Source organism: Pseudomonas sp. GW821-FHT02B10, assembly GCF_059421865.1.
Genome location: NZ_JBWKVU010000014.1, coordinates 76967 through 92636, shown reverse-complemented (window position 1 = coordinate 92636; position 15670 = coordinate 76967). Strand labels below are relative to the sequence as shown.

Annotated in this window: 20 protein-coding genes; 9 read left to right on the top strand and 11 right to left on the bottom strand. The window is 63.2% G+C overall.

Annotated features, from left to right (window positions below; genetic code table 11):
* Positions 1–3: 3 nt before the first annotated feature.
* The 3 genes from modB to AC07VU_RS25305 all read right to left on the bottom strand — a co-directional run bounded on the left by modB (position 4) and on the right by AC07VU_RS25305 (position 2708).
* A complete protein-coding gene (modB, locus tag AC07VU_RS25315) occupies positions 4–684 on the bottom strand; it encodes a molybdate ABC transporter permease subunit (RefSeq protein ID WP_123411458.1) in 681 nt (226 codons plus the stop codon).
* Positions 685–1452, bottom strand: coding sequence for a molybdate ABC transporter substrate-binding protein (gene modA, locus AC07VU_RS25310; RefSeq protein WP_495030690.1), 768 nt, complete (start codon positions 1450–1452; stop codon positions 685–687).
* Positions 1453–1643: 191 nt separating this feature from the next.
* Positions 1644–2708 (bottom strand): NAD(P)H-dependent flavin oxidoreductase, encoded by a 1065-nt coding sequence (locus AC07VU_RS25305; protein WP_495030689.1) that lies wholly within the window; start codon positions 2706–2708, stop codon positions 1644–1646.
* Between the two features lie 238 nt (positions 2709–2946).
* On the opposite strand from AC07VU_RS25305, the gene acuI reads away from it, so the two are divergent.
* Together acuI and AC07VU_RS25295 are read left to right on the top strand one after the other, a co-directional pair.
* On the top strand, positions 2947–3930 hold the full coding sequence (gene acuI, locus AC07VU_RS25300; protein WP_495030688.1) for an acrylyl-CoA reductase (NADPH): 984 nt from the start codon (positions 2947–2949) through the stop codon (positions 3928–3930).
* 49 nt (positions 3931–3979) lie between these two features.
* Complete coding sequence (locus AC07VU_RS25295) at positions 3980–4468, top strand: GyrI-like domain-containing protein (RefSeq protein WP_495030687.1); 489 nt, start codon at positions 3980–3982, stop codon at positions 4466–4468.
* Here the strand turns inward: AC07VU_RS25295 and ada are convergent.
* From ada to AC07VU_RS25270, 5 genes are all read right to left on the bottom strand, one after another.
* Positions 4432–5508, bottom strand: a complete 1077-nt coding sequence (gene ada / locus AC07VU_RS25290) for a bifunctional DNA-binding transcriptional regulator/O6-methylguanine-DNA methyltransferase Ada (protein WP_495030686.1) — start codon at positions 5506–5508, stop codon at positions 4432–4434. The two genes, AC07VU_RS25295 and ada, sit on opposite strands and share 37 nt — an antisense overlap.
* Before the next feature lie 87 nt (positions 5509–5595).
* Entirely contained in the window at positions 5596–6264 is a 669-nt protein-coding gene (alkB, locus tag AC07VU_RS25285; RefSeq protein WP_277588986.1) for a DNA oxidative demethylase AlkB, read from the bottom strand.
* Positions 6254–6970 carry a 2OG-Fe(II) oxygenase gene (locus AC07VU_RS25280; RefSeq protein ID WP_053261500.1) on the bottom strand — a complete coding sequence of 239 codons (717 nt, stop codon included), beginning with the start codon at positions 6968–6970 and terminating at the stop codon, positions 6254–6256. The genes alkB and AC07VU_RS25280 overlap by 11 nt, the downstream gene beginning before the upstream one ends.
* 110 nt (positions 6971–7080) lie before the next feature.
* Entirely contained in the window at positions 7081–7251 is a 171-nt protein-coding gene (locus AC07VU_RS25275; protein ID WP_007921734.1) for a hypothetical protein, read from the bottom strand.
* Positions 7252–7285: 34 nt separating this feature from the next.
* Entirely contained in the window at positions 7286–7588 is a 303-nt protein-coding gene (locus AC07VU_RS25270) for a DUF1883 domain-containing protein (RefSeq protein ID WP_007921735.1), read from the bottom strand.
* A 176-nt stretch (positions 7589–7764) separates the two neighbouring features.
* Here AC07VU_RS25270 and AC07VU_RS25265 point away from each other — a divergent pair, with 176 nt between their 5' ends.
* From AC07VU_RS25265 to AC07VU_RS25250, 4 genes are all read left to right on the top strand, one after another.
* Positions 7765–8115 (top strand): hypothetical protein, encoded by a 351-nt coding sequence (locus AC07VU_RS25265; protein ID WP_053261499.1) that lies wholly within the window; start codon positions 7765–7767, stop codon positions 8113–8115.
* A 184-nt stretch (positions 8116–8299) separates the two neighbouring features.
* Positions 8300–8971, top strand: coding sequence for a c-type cytochrome (locus AC07VU_RS25260; protein WP_007921737.1), 672 nt, complete (start codon positions 8300–8302; stop codon positions 8969–8971).
* Positions 8968–9891 (top strand): c-type cytochrome, encoded by a 924-nt coding sequence (locus tag AC07VU_RS25255; RefSeq protein ID WP_277588984.1) that lies wholly within the window; start codon positions 8968–8970, stop codon positions 9889–9891. The genes AC07VU_RS25260 and AC07VU_RS25255 overlap by 4 nt, the downstream gene beginning before the upstream one ends.
* Before the next feature lie 68 nt (positions 9892–9959).
* Positions 9960–10190, top strand: a complete 231-nt coding sequence (locus tag AC07VU_RS25250; protein WP_007921740.1) for a hypothetical protein — start codon at positions 9960–9962, stop codon at positions 10188–10190.
* Positions 10191–10202: 12 nt separating this feature from the next.
* Here AC07VU_RS25250 and AC07VU_RS25245 read toward each other — a convergent pair whose 3' ends face one another.
* Together AC07VU_RS25245 and AC07VU_RS25240 are read right to left on the bottom strand one after the other, a co-directional pair.
* Positions 10203–10484, bottom strand: a complete 282-nt coding sequence (locus AC07VU_RS25245; protein ID WP_007921741.1) for a hypothetical protein — start codon at positions 10482–10484, stop codon at positions 10203–10205.
* A 155-nt stretch (positions 10485–10639) separates the two neighbouring features.
* Positions 10640–10828 carry a hypothetical protein gene (locus tag AC07VU_RS25240; RefSeq protein ID WP_007921742.1) on the bottom strand — a complete coding sequence of 63 codons (189 nt, stop codon included), beginning with the start codon at positions 10826–10828 and terminating at the stop codon, positions 10640–10642.
* Positions 10829–11166: 338 nt separating this feature from the next.
* On the opposite strand from AC07VU_RS25240, the gene galU reads away from it, so the two are divergent.
* Together galU and gorA are read left to right on the top strand one after the other, a co-directional pair.
* Entirely contained in the window at positions 11167–12006 is an 840-nt protein-coding gene (galU, locus tag AC07VU_RS25235; RefSeq protein ID WP_007921743.1) for a UTP--glucose-1-phosphate uridylyltransferase GalU, read from the top strand.
* A gap of 131 nt (positions 12007–12137) precedes the next feature.
* The gene (gene gorA, locus AC07VU_RS25230; RefSeq protein ID WP_495030685.1) at positions 12138–13496 is read left to right on the top strand and encodes a glutathione-disulfide reductase; all 1359 of its coding nucleotides are present in this window, start codon (positions 12138–12140) and stop codon (positions 13494–13496) included.
* Here gorA and AC07VU_RS25225 read toward each other — a convergent pair.
* Positions 13493–14527, bottom strand: coding sequence for a DNA-binding protein (locus tag AC07VU_RS25225; RefSeq protein ID WP_053261494.1), 1035 nt, complete (start codon positions 14525–14527; stop codon positions 13493–13495). The genes gorA and AC07VU_RS25225 overlap by 4 nt on opposite strands.
* A 178-nt stretch (positions 14528–14705) precedes the next feature.
* Here AC07VU_RS25225 and AC07VU_RS25220 point away from each other — a divergent pair, with 178 nt between their 5' ends.
* Positions 14706–15644, top strand: a complete 939-nt coding sequence (locus AC07VU_RS25220) for a site-specific integrase (protein WP_495030684.1) — start codon at positions 14706–14708, stop codon at positions 15642–15644.
* The last annotated feature ends 26 nt before the right edge of the window (positions 15645–15670 follow it).

Below are 15670 nucleotides of genomic sequence, written 5' to 3'. Positions count from 1 at the left end.
GATTCAACTCCAGCCAGCGCGGGTTTTGCGGCTGGAGTACAGCGCCAGCAACACCAGGAACGAGAACACCAGCATGGCACCGGCCAGCCAGTGGGCCTGGGCGTATTCCAGGGCTTCGACATGGTCGTAGATCTGCACCGAGACCACCCGGGTCTTCTCGGGAATATTGCCGCCGATCATCAGCACCACGCCGAACTCGCCGACGGTGTGGGCGAACCCGAGAATGGCCGCGGTGATGAAGCCGGGCCTGGCCAGCGGCAGGATCACGCTGAAGAAGGTGTCCCAGGGGTTGGCGCGCAAGGTCGCCGCCACTTCCAGCGGACGGGTGCCGATCGCGGTAAAGGCGTTCTGCAGCGGCTGCACGACAAAGGGCATGGAATAGATCACCGAACCGATCACCAGGCCGCTGAAACTGAAGGTCAGGGTGCCCAGGCCGAGGGCCTGGGTGAGCTGGCCGATGGAGCCGTTGGGGCCGAGGGCGAGCAGCAGGTAAAAGCCGATCACCGTCGGCGGCAGGACCAGGGGCAGGGCGACGATGGCGCCGATCGGCCCCCGCAGCCACGAGCGCGTGCGCGACAGCCATAACGCAATCGGCGTACCGACGATCAGCAGGATCAGGGTCGTCAGCGACGCCAGTTGCAGGGTCAGCCAGATGGCGGAAAAGTCGGCACTCGATAGCGGCATTTAGCGTTGGTAACCGTAGGACTGGATGATGGCAGCGGCTTTCGGTCCCTTGAGGTAGTCAACCAGGGCCTTGGCCGCCGGGTTGTCCTTGCCCTTGTCGAGGATCACCGCGTCTTGTTTGATCGGGTCGTGCATCTCGGCCGGGACTATCCAGGCCGAGCCGCTGCTGACTTTGCCGTCTTTGTAGATCTGCGACAAGGCGACAAAGCCCAGTTCGGCGTTGCCGGTGGAGACGAACTGATAGGTCTGGGTGATGTTCTGGCCTTCGACGAGCTTGCCCTTGACCTGCTCGCTCAGGCCCAGCCTGGCCAATACCTGGGTGGCGGCCAGGCCGTAAGGCGCGGCTTTCGGGTTGGCAATGGAAAGGTGCTGGTACTGGTTGGCCTTGAGCACCTGGCCCTGGCTGTCGACGTAGCCAGCCTTGGCCGACCACAGCGCCAGGGTGCCGATGGCGTAGGTGAAGCGCGAGCCTTTGACGGTGGCGCCTTCGCTGTCGAGTTTTTCCGGGGTGCTGTCGTCGGCGGCGAGGAACACTTCGAACGGCGCGCCGTTCTTGATCTGGGTATAGAACTGCCCGGTAGCGCCATAGGCGGCCACCAGCTTGTGCCCGGTGTCTTTCTCGAAGTCGGCGGCGATGGCCTGGATCGGCGCGGTGAAGTTGGCGGCGACCGCCACCTGCACTTCAGCGGCCTGGGCCGGGCCCAAAGCGCAGGCGGCGAGCAAGGCGGCAAGGCAGGTCGGGGCAAAACCTGAGAGACGACGGTTCATGAACAGCTCCATTGGCGAAGGGACGTTGGGCGGTTGGCGGTATTGGAAATGGACGGCACCGGGGGGTGAAACGCTGTATACGGAAATATATAGCGAATCGCCAGCGAACGGAACTGCAAAGGTCGCGCGGCCTTGAGGGCAAATGGAGGTTGTGCGCAAAACGCCGCGACCGCAGTCGCGGCGTGCCGGGTTTAGCGGCTGGTCAGCTTGGCCAGGGCCTGGGCGGCCAGGGTACGGGTCAGTTCCGCGGTCGGCAGTTCGACCCCGAGGCGCAATGCCTGGCCGGACCAGAGGCTGGCGAAGTCGGCGTCGTCCTTGGCGCGCAGCGGCATCAGCGCGCCACCGGCGAGGGGGAAGGCCGGCGCCAGGGGGCTGATCGGGCCGATGTCGCGCATCACCCGGTTGAGAATGCCCCGCGCCGGGCGCCCGGTGAACAGATTGGTCAGGGCGGTTTCGCTCTCCTTGGCGGTACGCAGGGCCTTATGGTGGGCGGCACTGACCTTGGCTTCCGGGGTGAACAGGTAGGCGGTGCCCAGTTGCACCGCCGAGGCCCCGAGGGCAAAGGCCGCGACTATGCCGCGGGCGTCGCCGATCCCGCCGGCGGCGATCACCGGCACCCGCACCGCATCGACGATCTGCGGCACCAGGGCCATGGTGCCGACCTGAGTGTTGAGGTCTTCGCTGAGGAAGATCGCCCGATGGCCGCCGGCCTCGTAGCCCATGGCGATGATCGCATCGCAGCCGTGCTGTTCCAGCCAGACGGCTTCATCGACAGTGCTGGCCGACGACAGGATCTTCGCCCCGGTGGCCTTGACCCGCGCGAGCAGGGCCGGCTCCGGCAGGCCGAAGTGGAAGCTGACGATTTCCGGGCGCAGTTCTTCCACCAGTTCGCAACTGACGGTGTCGAAGGGCGCGCGGCTGCTGACCGGGGTCGGCGCATCGAAATCGACGCCGAGCTCGCGGTAGTAGGGTTCCAGGGTATTTTTCCAGCGGGTTTCCCGTTCCGGGTCGGGTAGCGGGTTCTGATGGCAGAAGAAATTCAGGTTCAGCGGCGCGCGGGTCGCCTGGCGGATGCTCTGGACATCCTGGCGGATCTGCTCGGCCGTCAGCATGGCGCAGGGCAGGGAACCCAGACCACCGGCCTGGGCGGCGGCGATCACCATGGCGGTAGTGGTCGCTCCGGCCATCGGCGCCTGGATGATCGGCAGCTCGATGCCCAGCAGGTCGAGAATACGGGTGTCAGGCCATTGACTCATGTTGAATGATTCTCCGACGTCAAAAAAAGAAGGACGGCAATCCGGGGTTTGTATCAGGAGAGGGTTGGTCAAGGCCAGTCGACTTTGGCTGGGGTGGCACGATCACTTGCAGGAGCGGGGCGTGGGCGGCCTACGACGAAAAGAGCGTGGATTTTTCCCGTCCGGGCTGGGAAGGTGGGAGCTTTGTAACCTGAAACTCAAGTTCACGGCCCGGCCATGGGCCTGGTGGGAGGCAGTGATGTTCAAGGGTATTTTGATCGAGAAAGACGACGCCGGTTATCGCGCGGCGCTGCGTGATATTGGCGAAGAGCAACTGCCCGAGGGCAACGTGACGGTGCGGGTGACCTACAGCACCCTGAACTTCAAGGACGGCCTGGCCATCACCGGCAGCAGCCCGGTGGTGCGCAAGTTTCCCATGGTCCCGGGGATCGATCTGGCAGGCATTGTCGAGTCCAGCAGCCACCCGGACTATCAACCCGGCGACTCGGTGCTGCTCAACGGTTGGGGCGTGGGTGAAGGGCATTGGGGCGGCCTGGCGCAGAAGGCACGGCTGGACGGCGACTGGCTGATTCCCTTGCCCCAGGCGTTCAGCGCGGCCGAGGCCATGGCCATCGGCACGGCGGGGTATACGGCGATGCTCAGTATCCTGGCGCTGGAGCGCCATGGCCTGACCCCGGGCCAGGGGGAGGTGCTGGTCACCGGGGCCAATGGCGGGGTCGGCAGCTTCGCCATAGCCTTGCTGGCCCGGCTGGGTTATCGGGTGGTGGCGTCCACGGGGCGCATTGCCGAGCAGGACTACCTCAAGCGCCTGGGCGCCAGCGAGGTCATCGACCGCGCCAGCCTGTCCGCGGCGGGCAAGCCGTTGGCCAAGGAGCGTTGGGCGGCGGTGATCGACTCGGTGGGCAGCCATACCCTGGCCAATGCCTGCGCCAGCACCAAGGCCAACGGCATCGTGGCCGCCTGCGGGCTGGCCCAGGGCATGGACTTCCCGGCGTCGGTGGCGCCCTTCATCCTGCGGGGCGTGACCCTGGCCGGGATCAACAGCGTGACCCAGCCCAAGGCCCGGCGGATCGAGGCCTGGCAGCGCCTCACCCGCGATCTGGACCCGGCCCTGCTGCCGTTGATCAGCCATGAGATCGGCCTCAGTGAAGCCATCGCCGCCGCGTCGCGCCTGTTGGCCGGCGAGCTGCGCGGGCGCGTGGTGGTGGATGTGAATCGCTGATACCGTGCGCGCCGATCACCCAGATAAACGCCAGACAGGAGTACCCAGCATGGATGTCAAACTGCGAGAGGTTCAGCCGTTCTGTGTCTCGGGCTTGCAGGTACGCACCTGCAATGCCGACGAGCAACAAGCGGACAGCGCGCGGATCGGGCCGATGTGGGAGCGGTTTTTTGTCGAAGGCTTGTTCGACAGCATCGGTCACCGGCAGTCGGACTCGTTCATCTATGGCGTGTACTCCAACTACGAGTCCGATGCCTCGGGGCACTTCGATGTCACCGCCGGCGTAGCGGTGGGCGAAGGCAACGCCGGTTATCCGTTGGTGCAGGTGCAGGGCGGCGAGTACCTGGCGTTCTCCGCCAAGGGGCCGATGCCCGACATGGTGATCCAGACCTGGGGCCTGGTCTGGGCTTACTTCGAGGACAACCCGCAGGTCCGCCGGCGCTTCGCCACAGACTTCGAGGTGTACACCGGGCCGGAATCGGTGTCGGTGTACATCGGCATTCAGGCCTCGGACGAGTTCTCGCGTTCGAGCAACTGACGCTTGCGCTCCACGCCCCAGCGGTAGCCGGACAGGTTGCCGTCGCTGCGCACCACCCGGTGGCAAGGGATCGCCACCGCCAGGCTGTTGGCCCCACAGGCCTGGGCCACGGCGCGAAAGGACTTCGGCGCGCCGATACGCTGGGCGATCTCGGCGTAGCTGGCGGTGCTGCCCGGCGGAATCTCCTTGAGGGCCAGCCACACCCGCTCCTGGAACGCCGTGCCTTGCAGGTCCAGCGGCAGGTCCAGGCCAAGCGCCGGCGCTTCGATAAACCCCACCACCTTGGCCACCAGTTGCTCGAAACCCTGGTCGGCGCCGATCAGGTTGGCCCGCGGGAATTTGTCCTGCAGATCCTGCACCAGGGCATTGGGGTCGTCGCCCAGCAGGATCGCGCAGACCCCGCGGTTGCTCTGGGCGACCAGGATCGCGCCCAGGGAGCACTGGCCGACGGCGAAGCGGATATCGGCGTTCAGGCCGCCGGCGCGGTAGTCGCTGGGTTTCATGCCGAGCAACTGGTCGGCGGTTTCGTAGAAGCGGCTGTTGGAATTGAAGCCGGCGTCGTACAGCGCGTCGGTCACCGAGTGGCCGTGCTCCAGTTGGCGCCGCACCCGCCGCGAACGGTGGGCGCTGGCGTAGCCTTTCGGGGTCAGCCCGGTGGCGGCCTTGAACACCCGGTGAAAGTGGAAGCTGCTCATGCCGGCTTGCTCGGCCAGCTGTTTCAGGCTGGGCAGCGTTTCGGCCGACTCGATCTGCCGGCACGCGGCGGCCACCAGGCTGGCATGGTGCGCGGCCACCTGGGTCTGGTCGCTGGCGCTGCGTTTGCTCGGCCGGTAACCGGCGGCTTCGGCTTGCTCCGCGGTGTCGAAGAATTCGACATTCTCCGGCCGTGGCAGGCGCGACAGGCTGCTGGGGCGGCAGTAGACCCCGGTGGTTTTCACCCCATAGACGAACTGGCCATCGGCGCTCGCATCACGGGCCAGGACGGCGAGCCAGCGTGGATCGCTGGCGGTGGTGGGCTTGGTGGGCTGGACCATGGTCATGGGCTCTACTCGGTGGCGGATGTCGCTCAGATTAACCAAGGGCAGGGTGCCTGGCACTCCGAGTCTTGCGCTTGAATTCCCGCGGGATCAACCGGCCCGGCGAAAGGTCAGGTTGATGCGCCGTGGGCCCAGCAGCGGGTGCGTGCCTTCCTTGAGTGGCAGCACGCCGTGATAACGCAGACGGTCGACACCGCCCCAGACCACCACATCGCCATGCAGCAGCGGCAGCCGCAACGGGCGGTCGCTGCGGCGCTCGCCACCCAGCTGAAACACCGCCGGCAAGCCCAGGGAGACGGAGACGATCGGTGCATCGTAATCGCGCTCGTCCTTGTCCTGGTGCAGGGACATGCGGGCGCCGGGCACATAGTGATTGATCAGGCAGGCGTCCGGTTCGAACCCGGCAAAGCCGGCCTGGGTCGCGGCGGCCCGGGCCAGTTCGCGCAACACCTCGGGCATCGCCGGCCAAGGCTGGCCGCTCTGCGGATCGATGGCGGTGTAACGGTAGCCACTGCGGTCAGTGGTCCAGCCCAGCTGGCCGCAACTGCTCAGGCCCACCGACATGGTGAAACCGCCCGGCGTGACCATCTGCCGGAACGGCGCGGCGCGTAGCACGCCACGCAGGGCCGGCAGCAGGCGCTCGACCCAGGGCAGGGCGAAGCCGTGAAGCACAAAGGACTGCGGGCCGATCTGTTCGGTGCGCGGGGCCTGTTGCAGCTCGGGTTCGCCGAACAGCTCGCCGGTGAAATTACTGGGCATCGTGGAAGATCACTCCTAGCGTATGGCGGCGACCGCTGTGCAGGCGGCTGACGCCATGGCGCAACGTCACCCGGTAATGGCCGCGCACGCCGGGTACCGGACGATGATGCACGGCGAAGATCAGCGCATCACCCTGCTTCAGACCGATGACCTGCGGCCGCGACTGCATGCGCGGGCGCTGTTCGGTGATGACGAATTCACCGCCAGTGAAATCTATCCCGGGACGGGACAGGAGGATCGCGACCTGCAAGGGGAATACGTTGTCGCCATACAAGTCCTGGTGCAGGCAGTTGTAATCCTGCGGGCCATATTGCAGCAACAAGGGTGTCGGCCGCTGCTGACCGGCGGTGTGGCAGCGCTGGAGAAAATCTTCATGCCGGGGCGGATATTGCACGGGGATATTCATCAGCTGGTTCCAGCGATTGGCCAGCGGCACCAGGCGCGGATAGAACTGGCCGCGCAACTCGGCGACCCGTTGCGGCAAGGGGTAGGCGAAATACTGGTATTCGCCGCGGCCGAAACCGTGCCTGGCCATGACCACCCGCGAACGAAACAACTCGCTGTGGGGATACAGACTGCCGAGCTCATGACATTGGTCGGCGCTGAGCAGGTTGTCGATCACCGCGCTGCCGTCCTGGTCGAGCTGCTGCTCGATCGAGGCCCAGTCCAGGCAGGCAAGACGTTGTTCGAGGGAGGGGGCGGACATGCTGGCGGTTCCCGGAGTAGAGGCTGAGGTCCGCCATTCTGGGAAGTGCGCGGGCCGCTCACACTCCGCCGCTTGCGCTCGAATTCGTCACAGGCTCTACGAGCAGGGACTTACAGCGCCTTGCTCACGCTGACATCGCTGATGACGTCGTCGGTCTGGCCATGCAGGGCTTCCAGCGCGGCCTTGGCTTCTTCCTGAGTGCCGCTTTCCAGCTGGGCGAACTCGAAACGGCGCTCGCCGTTGAGTTTGTATTTGATGACGTACTTGGTCGTTTGGGCCACGGTGATACCTGTTGGTCGCGGGCTGGGGCGGGGTTCAGCGCAGTTTCGAGCTGGACCGGCGGATGATCTTGATCGAGTGGGTCAGGTTCGGCTTGCGGGTAACGCTGATGGGCCGGCGGTTGACGGTGTCGATGGTGATATTCCAGAAGCCGGTGCTCGGCGCGGTGATCTTGGCCGGGAACTTGTCGAACGCACCGCCATGATAGGTGTGACGTCCGCCGTTCTTGAAGCTTCGGAAGTTGGCGTCGTTCATCAGGCGGATGTTGCAGACCTGGGAGCATTCGATGACGACGATATCGTCTTCGTTGAGGTGCTCGCGCTGGTGGATAAATTTCATGGGCGCCTCCAGAAGGGCTTCTGCTACAAAATCAAAACGATGGCGCAGTTTATCAGGCCGCGGCAGGCGGCTTTGACAATTTAAAACAGTTATTTGCCGATTATTTAGGATAAATCTGACTGATCCGGAGAAAAATGCCATTTCTGCGGTCGGACGGTCTTTATCGGAGGAAATGTATGAAGTGGGGTGTGTTGATTCTGGCCTTGGCGATCAGTGGCTGTGCGACGGTCTCGGATATTAACCAGACATTGCCCACCCTGAACGTGATTTCAGGGAAAAAGCCGCAGGAGTACGCCAAGTGCGTCAGCGACAAACTGGCTGACAGCCGTGGCCAGTTGCAGGTCGAACCGCATAAGGACGGCATGCGCATTATCGTTCCGCAGAAAGTCTCGTCGGGCCCGACCGCGGTATTCGATATCGAGGAGCGTTCCGGCGGTAGCAGCATCAAGCTGCATGAAAGCATGTCCAATGTGCCCATGCGTCCGGGCGATATCCGCAAGGCGGCGGAGGACTGCATTTCCGGCTAATAGCCGAGGGATTTTTCAACAGCCCGCCCTGGCCCGGATTTCCGTGGCGAGGGCGGGTTTTTTTGTGCCCGGTGGCAAGGCAGGCCCGGCTGGTTTCGCGTTGTAGCCAAAGGTCTATTGGCCTACTCTTTGTAGGCTTATATAAAATAAGCCTAAGAATATAACTAGAAAAATGGAGTTCACCATGATCCCCGTGGATCGAATACTGCTGAGCAGCCTGATGCTGTTTTTTGTCGCCAATGCCCAGGCCGTGGATGGGCAGAAAGTCTTTACCCAGGGTGGAGCGCAGCCCGGCGCCACGGCGTGCCTGGCCTGTCATGGTGGCGATGGCCTGGGCCTGGCGGCCGCCGGGTTTCCGCGCCTGGCAGGATTGTCGGCGGGTTATCTGCGCAAGCAGCTGGAAGATTTTCGCAGCGGTGCGCGCAGCAACCCGGTCATGCAGCCACTGGCCAAGGCCCTGAGCGATGACGAGATAGACGCGGTCAGCCAGACCCTGGCGGCCATGCCGGCTGCGACGCCAGCGCCGATCAACCGCAGTTCCCTGGCTGAAGGCGTGGGGGCGAGGCTGGCCTTGCGCGGCGCCTGGGAGCGGCAGGTTCCGGAGTGCGTGACCTGTCATGGGCCGGGTGGCGTGGGCGTGGGAGACGCCTTTCCGCCGTTGGCCGGGCAACCCGCGGCGTACCTCGCCGGGCAATTGAATGCCTGGCGCGACGGCACGCGCCGCAACGATCCGAACGACCTGATGGGACACATCGCCAAAGCCCTGAGCCCCGAGGAAATCACGGCGGTGGCCGATTATTTCGCCAAGGTCGGCAGTCAGTTGGCCAAGGCCGATAACCAGGAGTCCAAGCCATGAAGCGTGATCTTCTATTGGGCTTTTCCCTCGCCTTGCTGACGGCCCAGGCTTATGGCGCCGCGGTCGCCATGGAGGACCAATCACAGTTGCGGGAGCCGGCGGTGAACGCTGCCCATCCCGGGTATTTCCAGCCACCGGCGGAGAGCGAGCTACCGGACAATGCCTACGGCAAGATGGTCCGTGACGGTTATGCGCTGTTCGTCGATACCAAGCGCCTGGCGCCGAAGTTCGTCGGCAATGGGCTCAATTGCAGCAACTGCCACCTGGATCAGGGGCGGCTGGCCAACTCCGCGCCGCTGTGGGGCGCCTATCCGATGTACCCGGCCTACCGTAAGAAGAACAACAAGGTGAACACCTACGCCGAACGCTTGCAGGGCTGCTTCCAGTTCAGCATGAACGGCACGCCGCCGGCCGCCGACAGCTACGAGATCACCGCCTTGTCGGTGTATTCCTACTGGCTGGCGAGCAAGGCGCCGATCGCTGTCGAGTTGCCTGGGCGGGGTTACCCCGAGGTGCCGCAATCGGCCCAGGGCTACGACCTGGCTCGCGGCGAGCAGGTATACCGGGCGCAATGCGCGGTTTGCCATGGCGACAACGGCCAGGGCCAGAAGGTCGGCGCCGACTATGTCATGCCGCCGCTCTGGGGCAAGGACTCCTATAACTGGGGCGCGGGCATGCACCGGATCAACACGGCCGCGTCCTTTATCAAATACAACATGCCCCTGGGCAAGGCCGGCAGCTTGAGCGACCAGCAGGCTTGGGACGTGGCGGCGTTCGTCAACCGCCATGAACGACCGCAGGACCCGCGCCTGGTGGAGGGCTCCATCGAGAAGACCCGGCTCAAGTTCCACGCCAACGACGGGGTCAATCTGTATGGCCAGACGGTAGATGGCGTGCTGATTGGCCAGGGCATCCGATAAACTGTCGGCCATTGTCAAAGATGCCGTCGAAACCCAGGTTTCGGCGGCATCGTTTTTTGGGAGAAAGCATGAAGCGCGAAACAGTCCGGGAGAGGCATGCAGAGGGGCATATCTCTGCGACCCATGTGATTCAGAATCCGGCGAATTCCGGGGAATGGATCGTATTCTTCAAGAAAAGCGCGGGGCGCAGCTATTTTCTGGTGGATGACAACGATGAAGTCGAGTCATTCGACCGACTGGACGACCTGATCGAAACCATTCGCAACCTGGGCATCAAGTTTGCCGAGATTCATATGTAGGCCGTGCGCCTGCTACTTGCAGACCACCACCACGCTGCGGCTTTTGTAGTTGCCAACGTCCGCCCCCAGGGTCTTGTCGCTTTCCTTGAGCGACGGCGTGCCGTCGGTACCAATGATCCGATAGCCGGTGCCGGCACAGGAGGCGTCGGCCTTTTCATAGCAGCTGGCCCAGGAGCTGGCTTCGCCGGAGCAATCGATGCTCAGGCCTTGCTCGCCGTTTTCCAGGTAGGTATCGGAAACGGTGGCGCATCCGCTCAGGGCCAGTACCGCAGTCAGTGCCAGAAGTTTGTGCATGGGTGTGGTCGTCGTCGAGAAGTTTGAGCCCCGGGGGAGGGCTGGACACCCTTGGCGAGCGTCTGGGACGAGATGCTATAGCGAACCGCCACTGCGGTATAGGTCGGCATGAAAAAGCCCTGCGCGGGGCAGGGCTCTTCGGTGCAGAGGCCGTCTCAGGACTTGGGACTGCGACGTGCCGACGCGTGGCCTGCGGAATCCTCGAACACCGATGCCACTTCGACCGCCATCGCCTCGCTGGCGAAAGGTCCCGCGACGTTCTCGCCCTGGGCGCTGACCAACCACCACTGGCCGTCTTTCAACTGCTTGATCTGGTAACCGTTTACGCTTTTTGTTGCCGACATCTATCTGCCTCGTTGGCGGGATTCAAGGGCGCCATGATAGCGGTAAACGAGTTCCTGTAAGAGTGCGGACAAGGGCGGGACGCAGAAAATTAAGGCTTTGCAGCCAGATGGCGGTTTACGGCGCGGGCTATCTGTACGATGCTGCAAGGCCATGTTTGCAAGCCTGTTCGAAACTATGTGCGGAGCGTGCAGAACAAGGTGGGGAGCTATGTGGGGAACTATCCGCGGCAATATTTCTCTTAGATGGCAGCGGTTAGCCACTGCGACCCATTGTAAGGCGCACGCGGCCTGATTAGACTGCGCCGAAATTCGTACGTACAGCCCTTTTAAGGACTCATATGATCAAGAAATGCTTGTTCCCAGCAGCCGGTTACGGTACTCGCTTCCTGCCAGCGACTAAAGCCATGCCTAAAGAAATGCTGCCGGTGGTGAACAAGCCACTGATCCAGTACGGCGTTGAAGAAGCGCTGGATGCCGGTCTGAACGAAATCTCCATCGTCACCGGTCGCGGCAAGCGCGCCCTGGAAGACCACTTCGACATCAGCTACGAGCTGGAAAACCAGATCAAGGGCACCGACAAGGAAAAATACCTGGTCGGTATCCGCCGTCTGCTGGACGAGTGCTCGTTCTCCTACACCCGCCAGACCGAAATGAAAGGCCTGGGTCACGCGATCCTGACCGGCCGTCCGCTGATCGGTGACGAGCCGTTCGCCGTGGTGCTGGCGGACGACCTGTGCGTCAACCTCGAAGGTGACGGCGTGCTGAAGCAGATGGTCAAGCTGTACAAGCAGTACCGCTGCACTATCGTCGCAATCATGGAAGTCGACCCGCAAGAAACCAGCAAGTACGGGGTGATTGCCGGCGACCTGATCGGCGACGACCTGTACCGCGTACGCAACATGGTTGAGAAGCCGAAGCCGGAAGATGCGCCGTCGAACCTGGCGATCATCGGTCGCTACATCATGACCCCGGACATCTTCAAGCTGATCGAAGAAACCGAGCCGGGCAAGGGTGGCGAGATCCAGATCACCGATGCCCTGATGAAGCAGGCCCAGGACGGCTGCGTGATTGCCTACAAGTTCAAGGGCAAGCGTTTCGACTGCGGTGGCGCCGAAGGCTACATCGACGCGACCAACTTCTGCTTCGAGAACTTCTACAAGACTGGCAAGGCTTACTGATAGCCCGCTTGGTCCTTGTACTGAAAAGCCACCTTCGGGTGGCTTTTTCGTTTTATGCCCCTATGTAAATCCTCTAGCGCTGACCGGATACGTATCTGCGGTTATGCTGTCAGCCTGCCTGGGAGAGTGAAATGGCCTACGATTTTGATCTTTATGTAATTGGCGCCGGTTCCGGCGGTGTGCGTTCGGCGCGGTTCGCCGCGGGTTTTGGCGCGAAAGTCGCGGTCGCCGAAAGCCGCTATCTGGGCGGTACCTGTGTCAACGTCGGCTGCGTGCCGAAAAAACTGCTGGTGTACGGCGCCCACTTCGCCGAAGACTTCGAGCAGTCCGCTGGCTTCGGCTGGAGCCTGGGCGAAGCCGACTTTGACTGGGCCACGCTGATTGCCAACAAGGATCGCGAGATCAATCGCCTGAACGGCATCTATCGCAATCTGCTGCTCAACAGCGGCGTGACCTTGCACGAAGGCCACGCCAGGCTGATCGACCCGCATCAGGTGGAGGTCAATGGCCAGCGATACACAGCCAGGCACATCCTGATCGCCACCGGCGGCTGGCCGCAGATCCCGGACATTCCGGGGCGCGAACACGCCATCAGCTCCAACGAGGCGTTTTTCCTCAAGGAACTGCCCAAACGCATCCTGGTGGTGGGCGGCGGTTATATCGCGGTGGAGTTCGCCGGGATCTTCCATGGCCTGGGCGCGGACACCAAGTTGCTGTATCGCGGCGAACTGTTCCTGCGTGGCTTCGACGGTGCGGTGCGCAAGCACTTGCAGGAAGAACTGACCAAGCGTGGGCTCGACCTGCAGTTCAATGCCGATATCGAGCGCATCGAAAAGCAGGCCGACGGGAGCCTGAAGGTCACGCTCAAGGATGGTCGCGAGCTGGCCACCGATTGCGTGTTCTACGCCACCGGCCGGCGGCCGATGCTCGACAACCTGGGGCTGGAAAATACCGGGGTGAAGCTCGACAAGCGTGGCTTCATCGAGGTCGATGAGCAGTACCAGAGCGCCGAGCCGTCGATCCTGGCGATTGGCGATGTGATCGGGCGTGTGCAGTTGACGCCGGTGGCCCTGGCCGAAGGCATGGCTGTGGCGCGGCGTCTGTTCAAGCCGGAACAGTATCGTCCGGTGGACTACAACATGATCCCGACCGCGGTGTTCAGCCTGCCGAATATCGGCACCGTTGGCCTGACTGAGGAGCAGGCGCGGGAAGCCGGGCACAACGTGCAGATCTTCGAAAGCCGCTTCCGGCCGATGAAGCTGACCCTGACCGAGTGCCAGGAGCGCACGCTGATGAAGCTGGTGGTGGATGCCGAGACCGACAAGGTGCTGGGCTGCCATATGGTCGGCCCCGACGCCGGCGAGATCGTCCAGGGCCTGGCGATTGCCTTGAAGGCCGGCGCCACCAAGCGTGACTTCGACGAAACCATCGGGGTGCACCCGACGGCCGCCGAAGAGTTCGTCACCATGCGCACGCCGGTCGCCGGTTAAGCTTGCTCTGGCGGCTCCGGCCGCTGCTCTTCTGTTTCTGGCTGCGCCTCGGTCTTCGCGGCGGCAGCCAGTTGCAGGGCCTCCAGGCTGGCCTCGGCCTTGGCGGCGCGCAGTTCCAGTTGTCGATTGTCCTGCAGCTGCTGCTCCAGGTTCTGCTTGAACTCATGACTTTCCAGCAAGGCGACGCGCAGGCGTTCCTGGAGGAGGGTGTGTTCGCTGTTCAGGCGAGTGGATTGCTCCAGCAACTGGCCAAGCTTGCTGTCGGTTTTCTGTGCCTGCTCCTGTGCCTGGCGCAACTCTTTCTGGGTGGCGCGTTGCTCGCTGGTCAGGCGTTCGTTGTCGCGGTGCAGTTGGGTGATCTCGTCCTGGCGCACCAATGCGCTTTGCTGGGCCTGGCGCAGTTCCTGTTGCGCTTGCTGCAGCTGGCCTTCATGGCGGCGCTGGTCCTGCTCGCGCTGCTCCTTGACCGCACTGCGGTAATGCTCGAGGGCGTCCCGGGCGTGCAGGTGCTTTTCTTCCAGTGAACGAATCTGCTCGTCCTTGTCTTTCAGGCGCAATTCGAAGTCGGCCAGGGCCTGGTTCAGTCCGGCATTGCGCGTCTGTTCGCTCTGCAGGATGGAGCGGGTTTCCTGCAGCAGCGTGCTTTCGCTGGCCAGGGCTGCAGCCTGGGTCTGCAATTGCTGCCGCAACTGGGCCTGTGCCTGCTCGGACGCGGCCTGCTGCGCCGCCAGTTCCTGGTTCATTTCCTCCACTTGCGCCTGGGCCTGCGCCACGGGCTCCTGAGCCTGTTCGCGCAGGCGCTGGGCCATGCGCTGGATCAGTTCCGTCAGTTCTTCTTCCAGGGCTTCCTGTGGCGCGGCGCGGCGGGCTTCGCTTTGCTCCAGCTCCTTCAGGTAGCGGTGAATGGTGGTTTTCGAGCCGGTATTGCCCATTTCGATGCGCACCGCATCGATGCTGGGGTGTTCGCCGCGAGCGAGGATTGCCGAGCGGGCGATTTGCACCACCGCCTTGTTAACGCCGCCACGAGCCATGGGATCTCCTACGATTACGTACTTTTTTACGTGGTATGTATAAAGTGTAATTGTACAATAAAATCAAAGATAAATATTCGAATTATTGACATGGGATATACTGGTATTACCCCGTGTCATGACCAGAACGCTCTGCTGCAACCCGCCATTTCCGTACGCAAGACGAGTCGAGCAAGCCATGAGTGATCTGGATCGTTATCTGCACGCCGCGACCCGCGACAACACCCGACGCAGTTACCGGGCGGCCATCGAGCATTTCGAGGTCACCTGGGGCGGGTTTCTGCCGGCGACCAGCGACAGCGTGGCGCGTTATCTGGTGGCGTATGCGGGGGAGCTGTCGATCAACACCCTGAAGCTGCGGCTCTCGGCCCTGGCCCAGTGGCACAACAGCCAGGGTTTCGCCGACCCGACCAAGGCCCCGGTGGTGCGCCAGGTGTTCAAGGGCATTCGTGCGCTGCACCCGGCGCAGGAGAAACAGGCCGAGCCTTTGCAGTTGCAGCATCTGGAGCAGGTAATCGCCTGGCTGGAACACGAAGCCACCCAGGCCCGGCTCGATGACAATCAGCCGGCGCTGCTGCGGGCGCGGCGTGACAGCGCGCTGATTCTCCTGGGATTCTGGCGCGGCTTTCGCAGCGACGAGTTGTGCCGGCTACGGATCGAGCATGTGCAGGCGGTGGCGGGTGCCGGCATCAGCCTGTATCTGCCCCGCAGCAAGAGCGACCGCGACAACCTCGGCAAGACCTGGCACACCCCGGCGTTGTGCCGGCTGTGCCCGGTCCAGGCCTATATCGAGTGGATCAACGTCGCCGCTCTGGTGCGTGGGCCGGTGTTTCGCGGCATCGACCGCTGGGGCCATCTGGGCGAGGAGGGGCTGCACGCCAACAGTGTGATTCCGTTATTGCGCCAGGCGCTGGAGCGCGCCGGGGTCGCCGCCGAGCAATACACCAGCCACTCCCTGCGCCGCGGTTTTGCCACCTGGGCCCATCGCAGCGGCTGGGACCTCAAGTCGCTGATGAGCTATGTCGGCTGGAAGGACATCAAGTCGGCTATGCGTTACGTCGAGGCCAGCCCGTTTCTCGGCATGGCCCTGACCCAGGAGAAGCCGGTCGGCGAGTAAATACGCATTTCTTCTATTAATACTGC

Excerpts from the sequence above, each read along its gene's own strand:
- AC07VU_RS25260 (WP_007921737.1), top strand. The coding sequence starts at position 8,300 with ATGATCCCCGTGGATCGAATACTGCTGAGCAGCCTGATGCTGTTTTTT.
- alkB (WP_277588986.1), bottom strand. The coding sequence starts at position 6,264 with ATGCCCAGTAATTTCACCGGCGAGCTGTTCGGCGAACCCGAGCTGCAA.
- AC07VU_RS25295 (WP_495030687.1), top strand. The coding sequence starts at position 3,980 with ATGGATGTCAAACTGCGAGAGGTTCAGCCGTTCTGTGTCTCGGGCTTG.
- AC07VU_RS25280 (WP_053261500.1), bottom strand. The coding sequence starts at position 6,970 with ATGTCCGCCCCCTCCCTCGAACAACGTCTTGCCTGCCTGGACTGGGCC.
- acuI (WP_495030688.1), top strand. The coding sequence starts at position 2,947 with ATGTTCAAGGGTATTTTGATCGAGAAAGACGACGCCGGTTATCGCGCG.
- galU (WP_007921743.1), top strand. The coding sequence starts at position 11,167 with ATGATCAAGAAATGCTTGTTCCCAGCAGCCGGTTACGGTACTCGCTTC.
- AC07VU_RS25245 (WP_007921741.1), bottom strand. The coding sequence starts at position 10,484 with ATGCACAAACTTCTGGCACTGACTGCGGTACTGGCCCTGAGCGGATGC.
- AC07VU_RS25225 (WP_053261494.1), bottom strand. The coding sequence starts at position 14,527 with ATGGCTCGTGGCGGCGTTAACAAGGCGGTGGTGCAAATCGCCCGCTCG.
- AC07VU_RS25255 (WP_277588984.1), top strand. The coding sequence starts at position 8,968 with ATGAAGCGTGATCTTCTATTGGGCTTTTCCCTCGCCTTGCTGACGGCC.
- AC07VU_RS25305 (WP_495030689.1), bottom strand. The coding sequence starts at position 2,708 with ATGAGTCAATGGCCTGACACCCGTATTCTCGACCTGCTGGGCATCGAG.
- AC07VU_RS25265 (WP_053261499.1), top strand. The coding sequence starts at position 7,765 with ATGAAGTGGGGTGTGTTGATTCTGGCCTTGGCGATCAGTGGCTGTGCG.
- AC07VU_RS25270 (WP_007921735.1), bottom strand. The coding sequence starts at position 7,588 with ATGAAATTTATCCACCAGCGCGAGCACCTCAACGAAGACGATATCGTC.
- gorA (WP_495030685.1), top strand. The coding sequence starts at position 12,138 with ATGGCCTACGATTTTGATCTTTATGTAATTGGCGCCGGTTCCGGCGGT.
- ada (WP_495030686.1), bottom strand. The coding sequence starts at position 5,508 with ATGACCATGGTCCAGCCCACCAAGCCCACCACCGCCAGCGATCCACGC.
- AC07VU_RS25220 (WP_495030684.1), top strand. The coding sequence starts at position 14,706 with ATGAGTGATCTGGATCGTTATCTGCACGCCGCGACCCGCGACAACACC.
- AC07VU_RS25240 (WP_007921742.1), bottom strand. The coding sequence starts at position 10,828 with ATGTCGGCAACAAAAAGCGTAAACGGTTACCAGATCAAGCAGTTGAAA.
- modB (WP_123411458.1), bottom strand. The coding sequence starts at position 684 with ATGCCGCTATCGAGTGCCGACTTTTCCGCCATCTGGCTGACCCTGCAA.
- AC07VU_RS25250 (WP_007921740.1), top strand. The coding sequence starts at position 9,960 with ATGAAGCGCGAAACAGTCCGGGAGAGGCATGCAGAGGGGCATATCTCT.
- modA (WP_495030690.1), bottom strand. The coding sequence starts at position 1,452 with ATGAACCGTCGTCTCTCAGGTTTTGCCCCGACCTGCCTTGCCGCCTTG.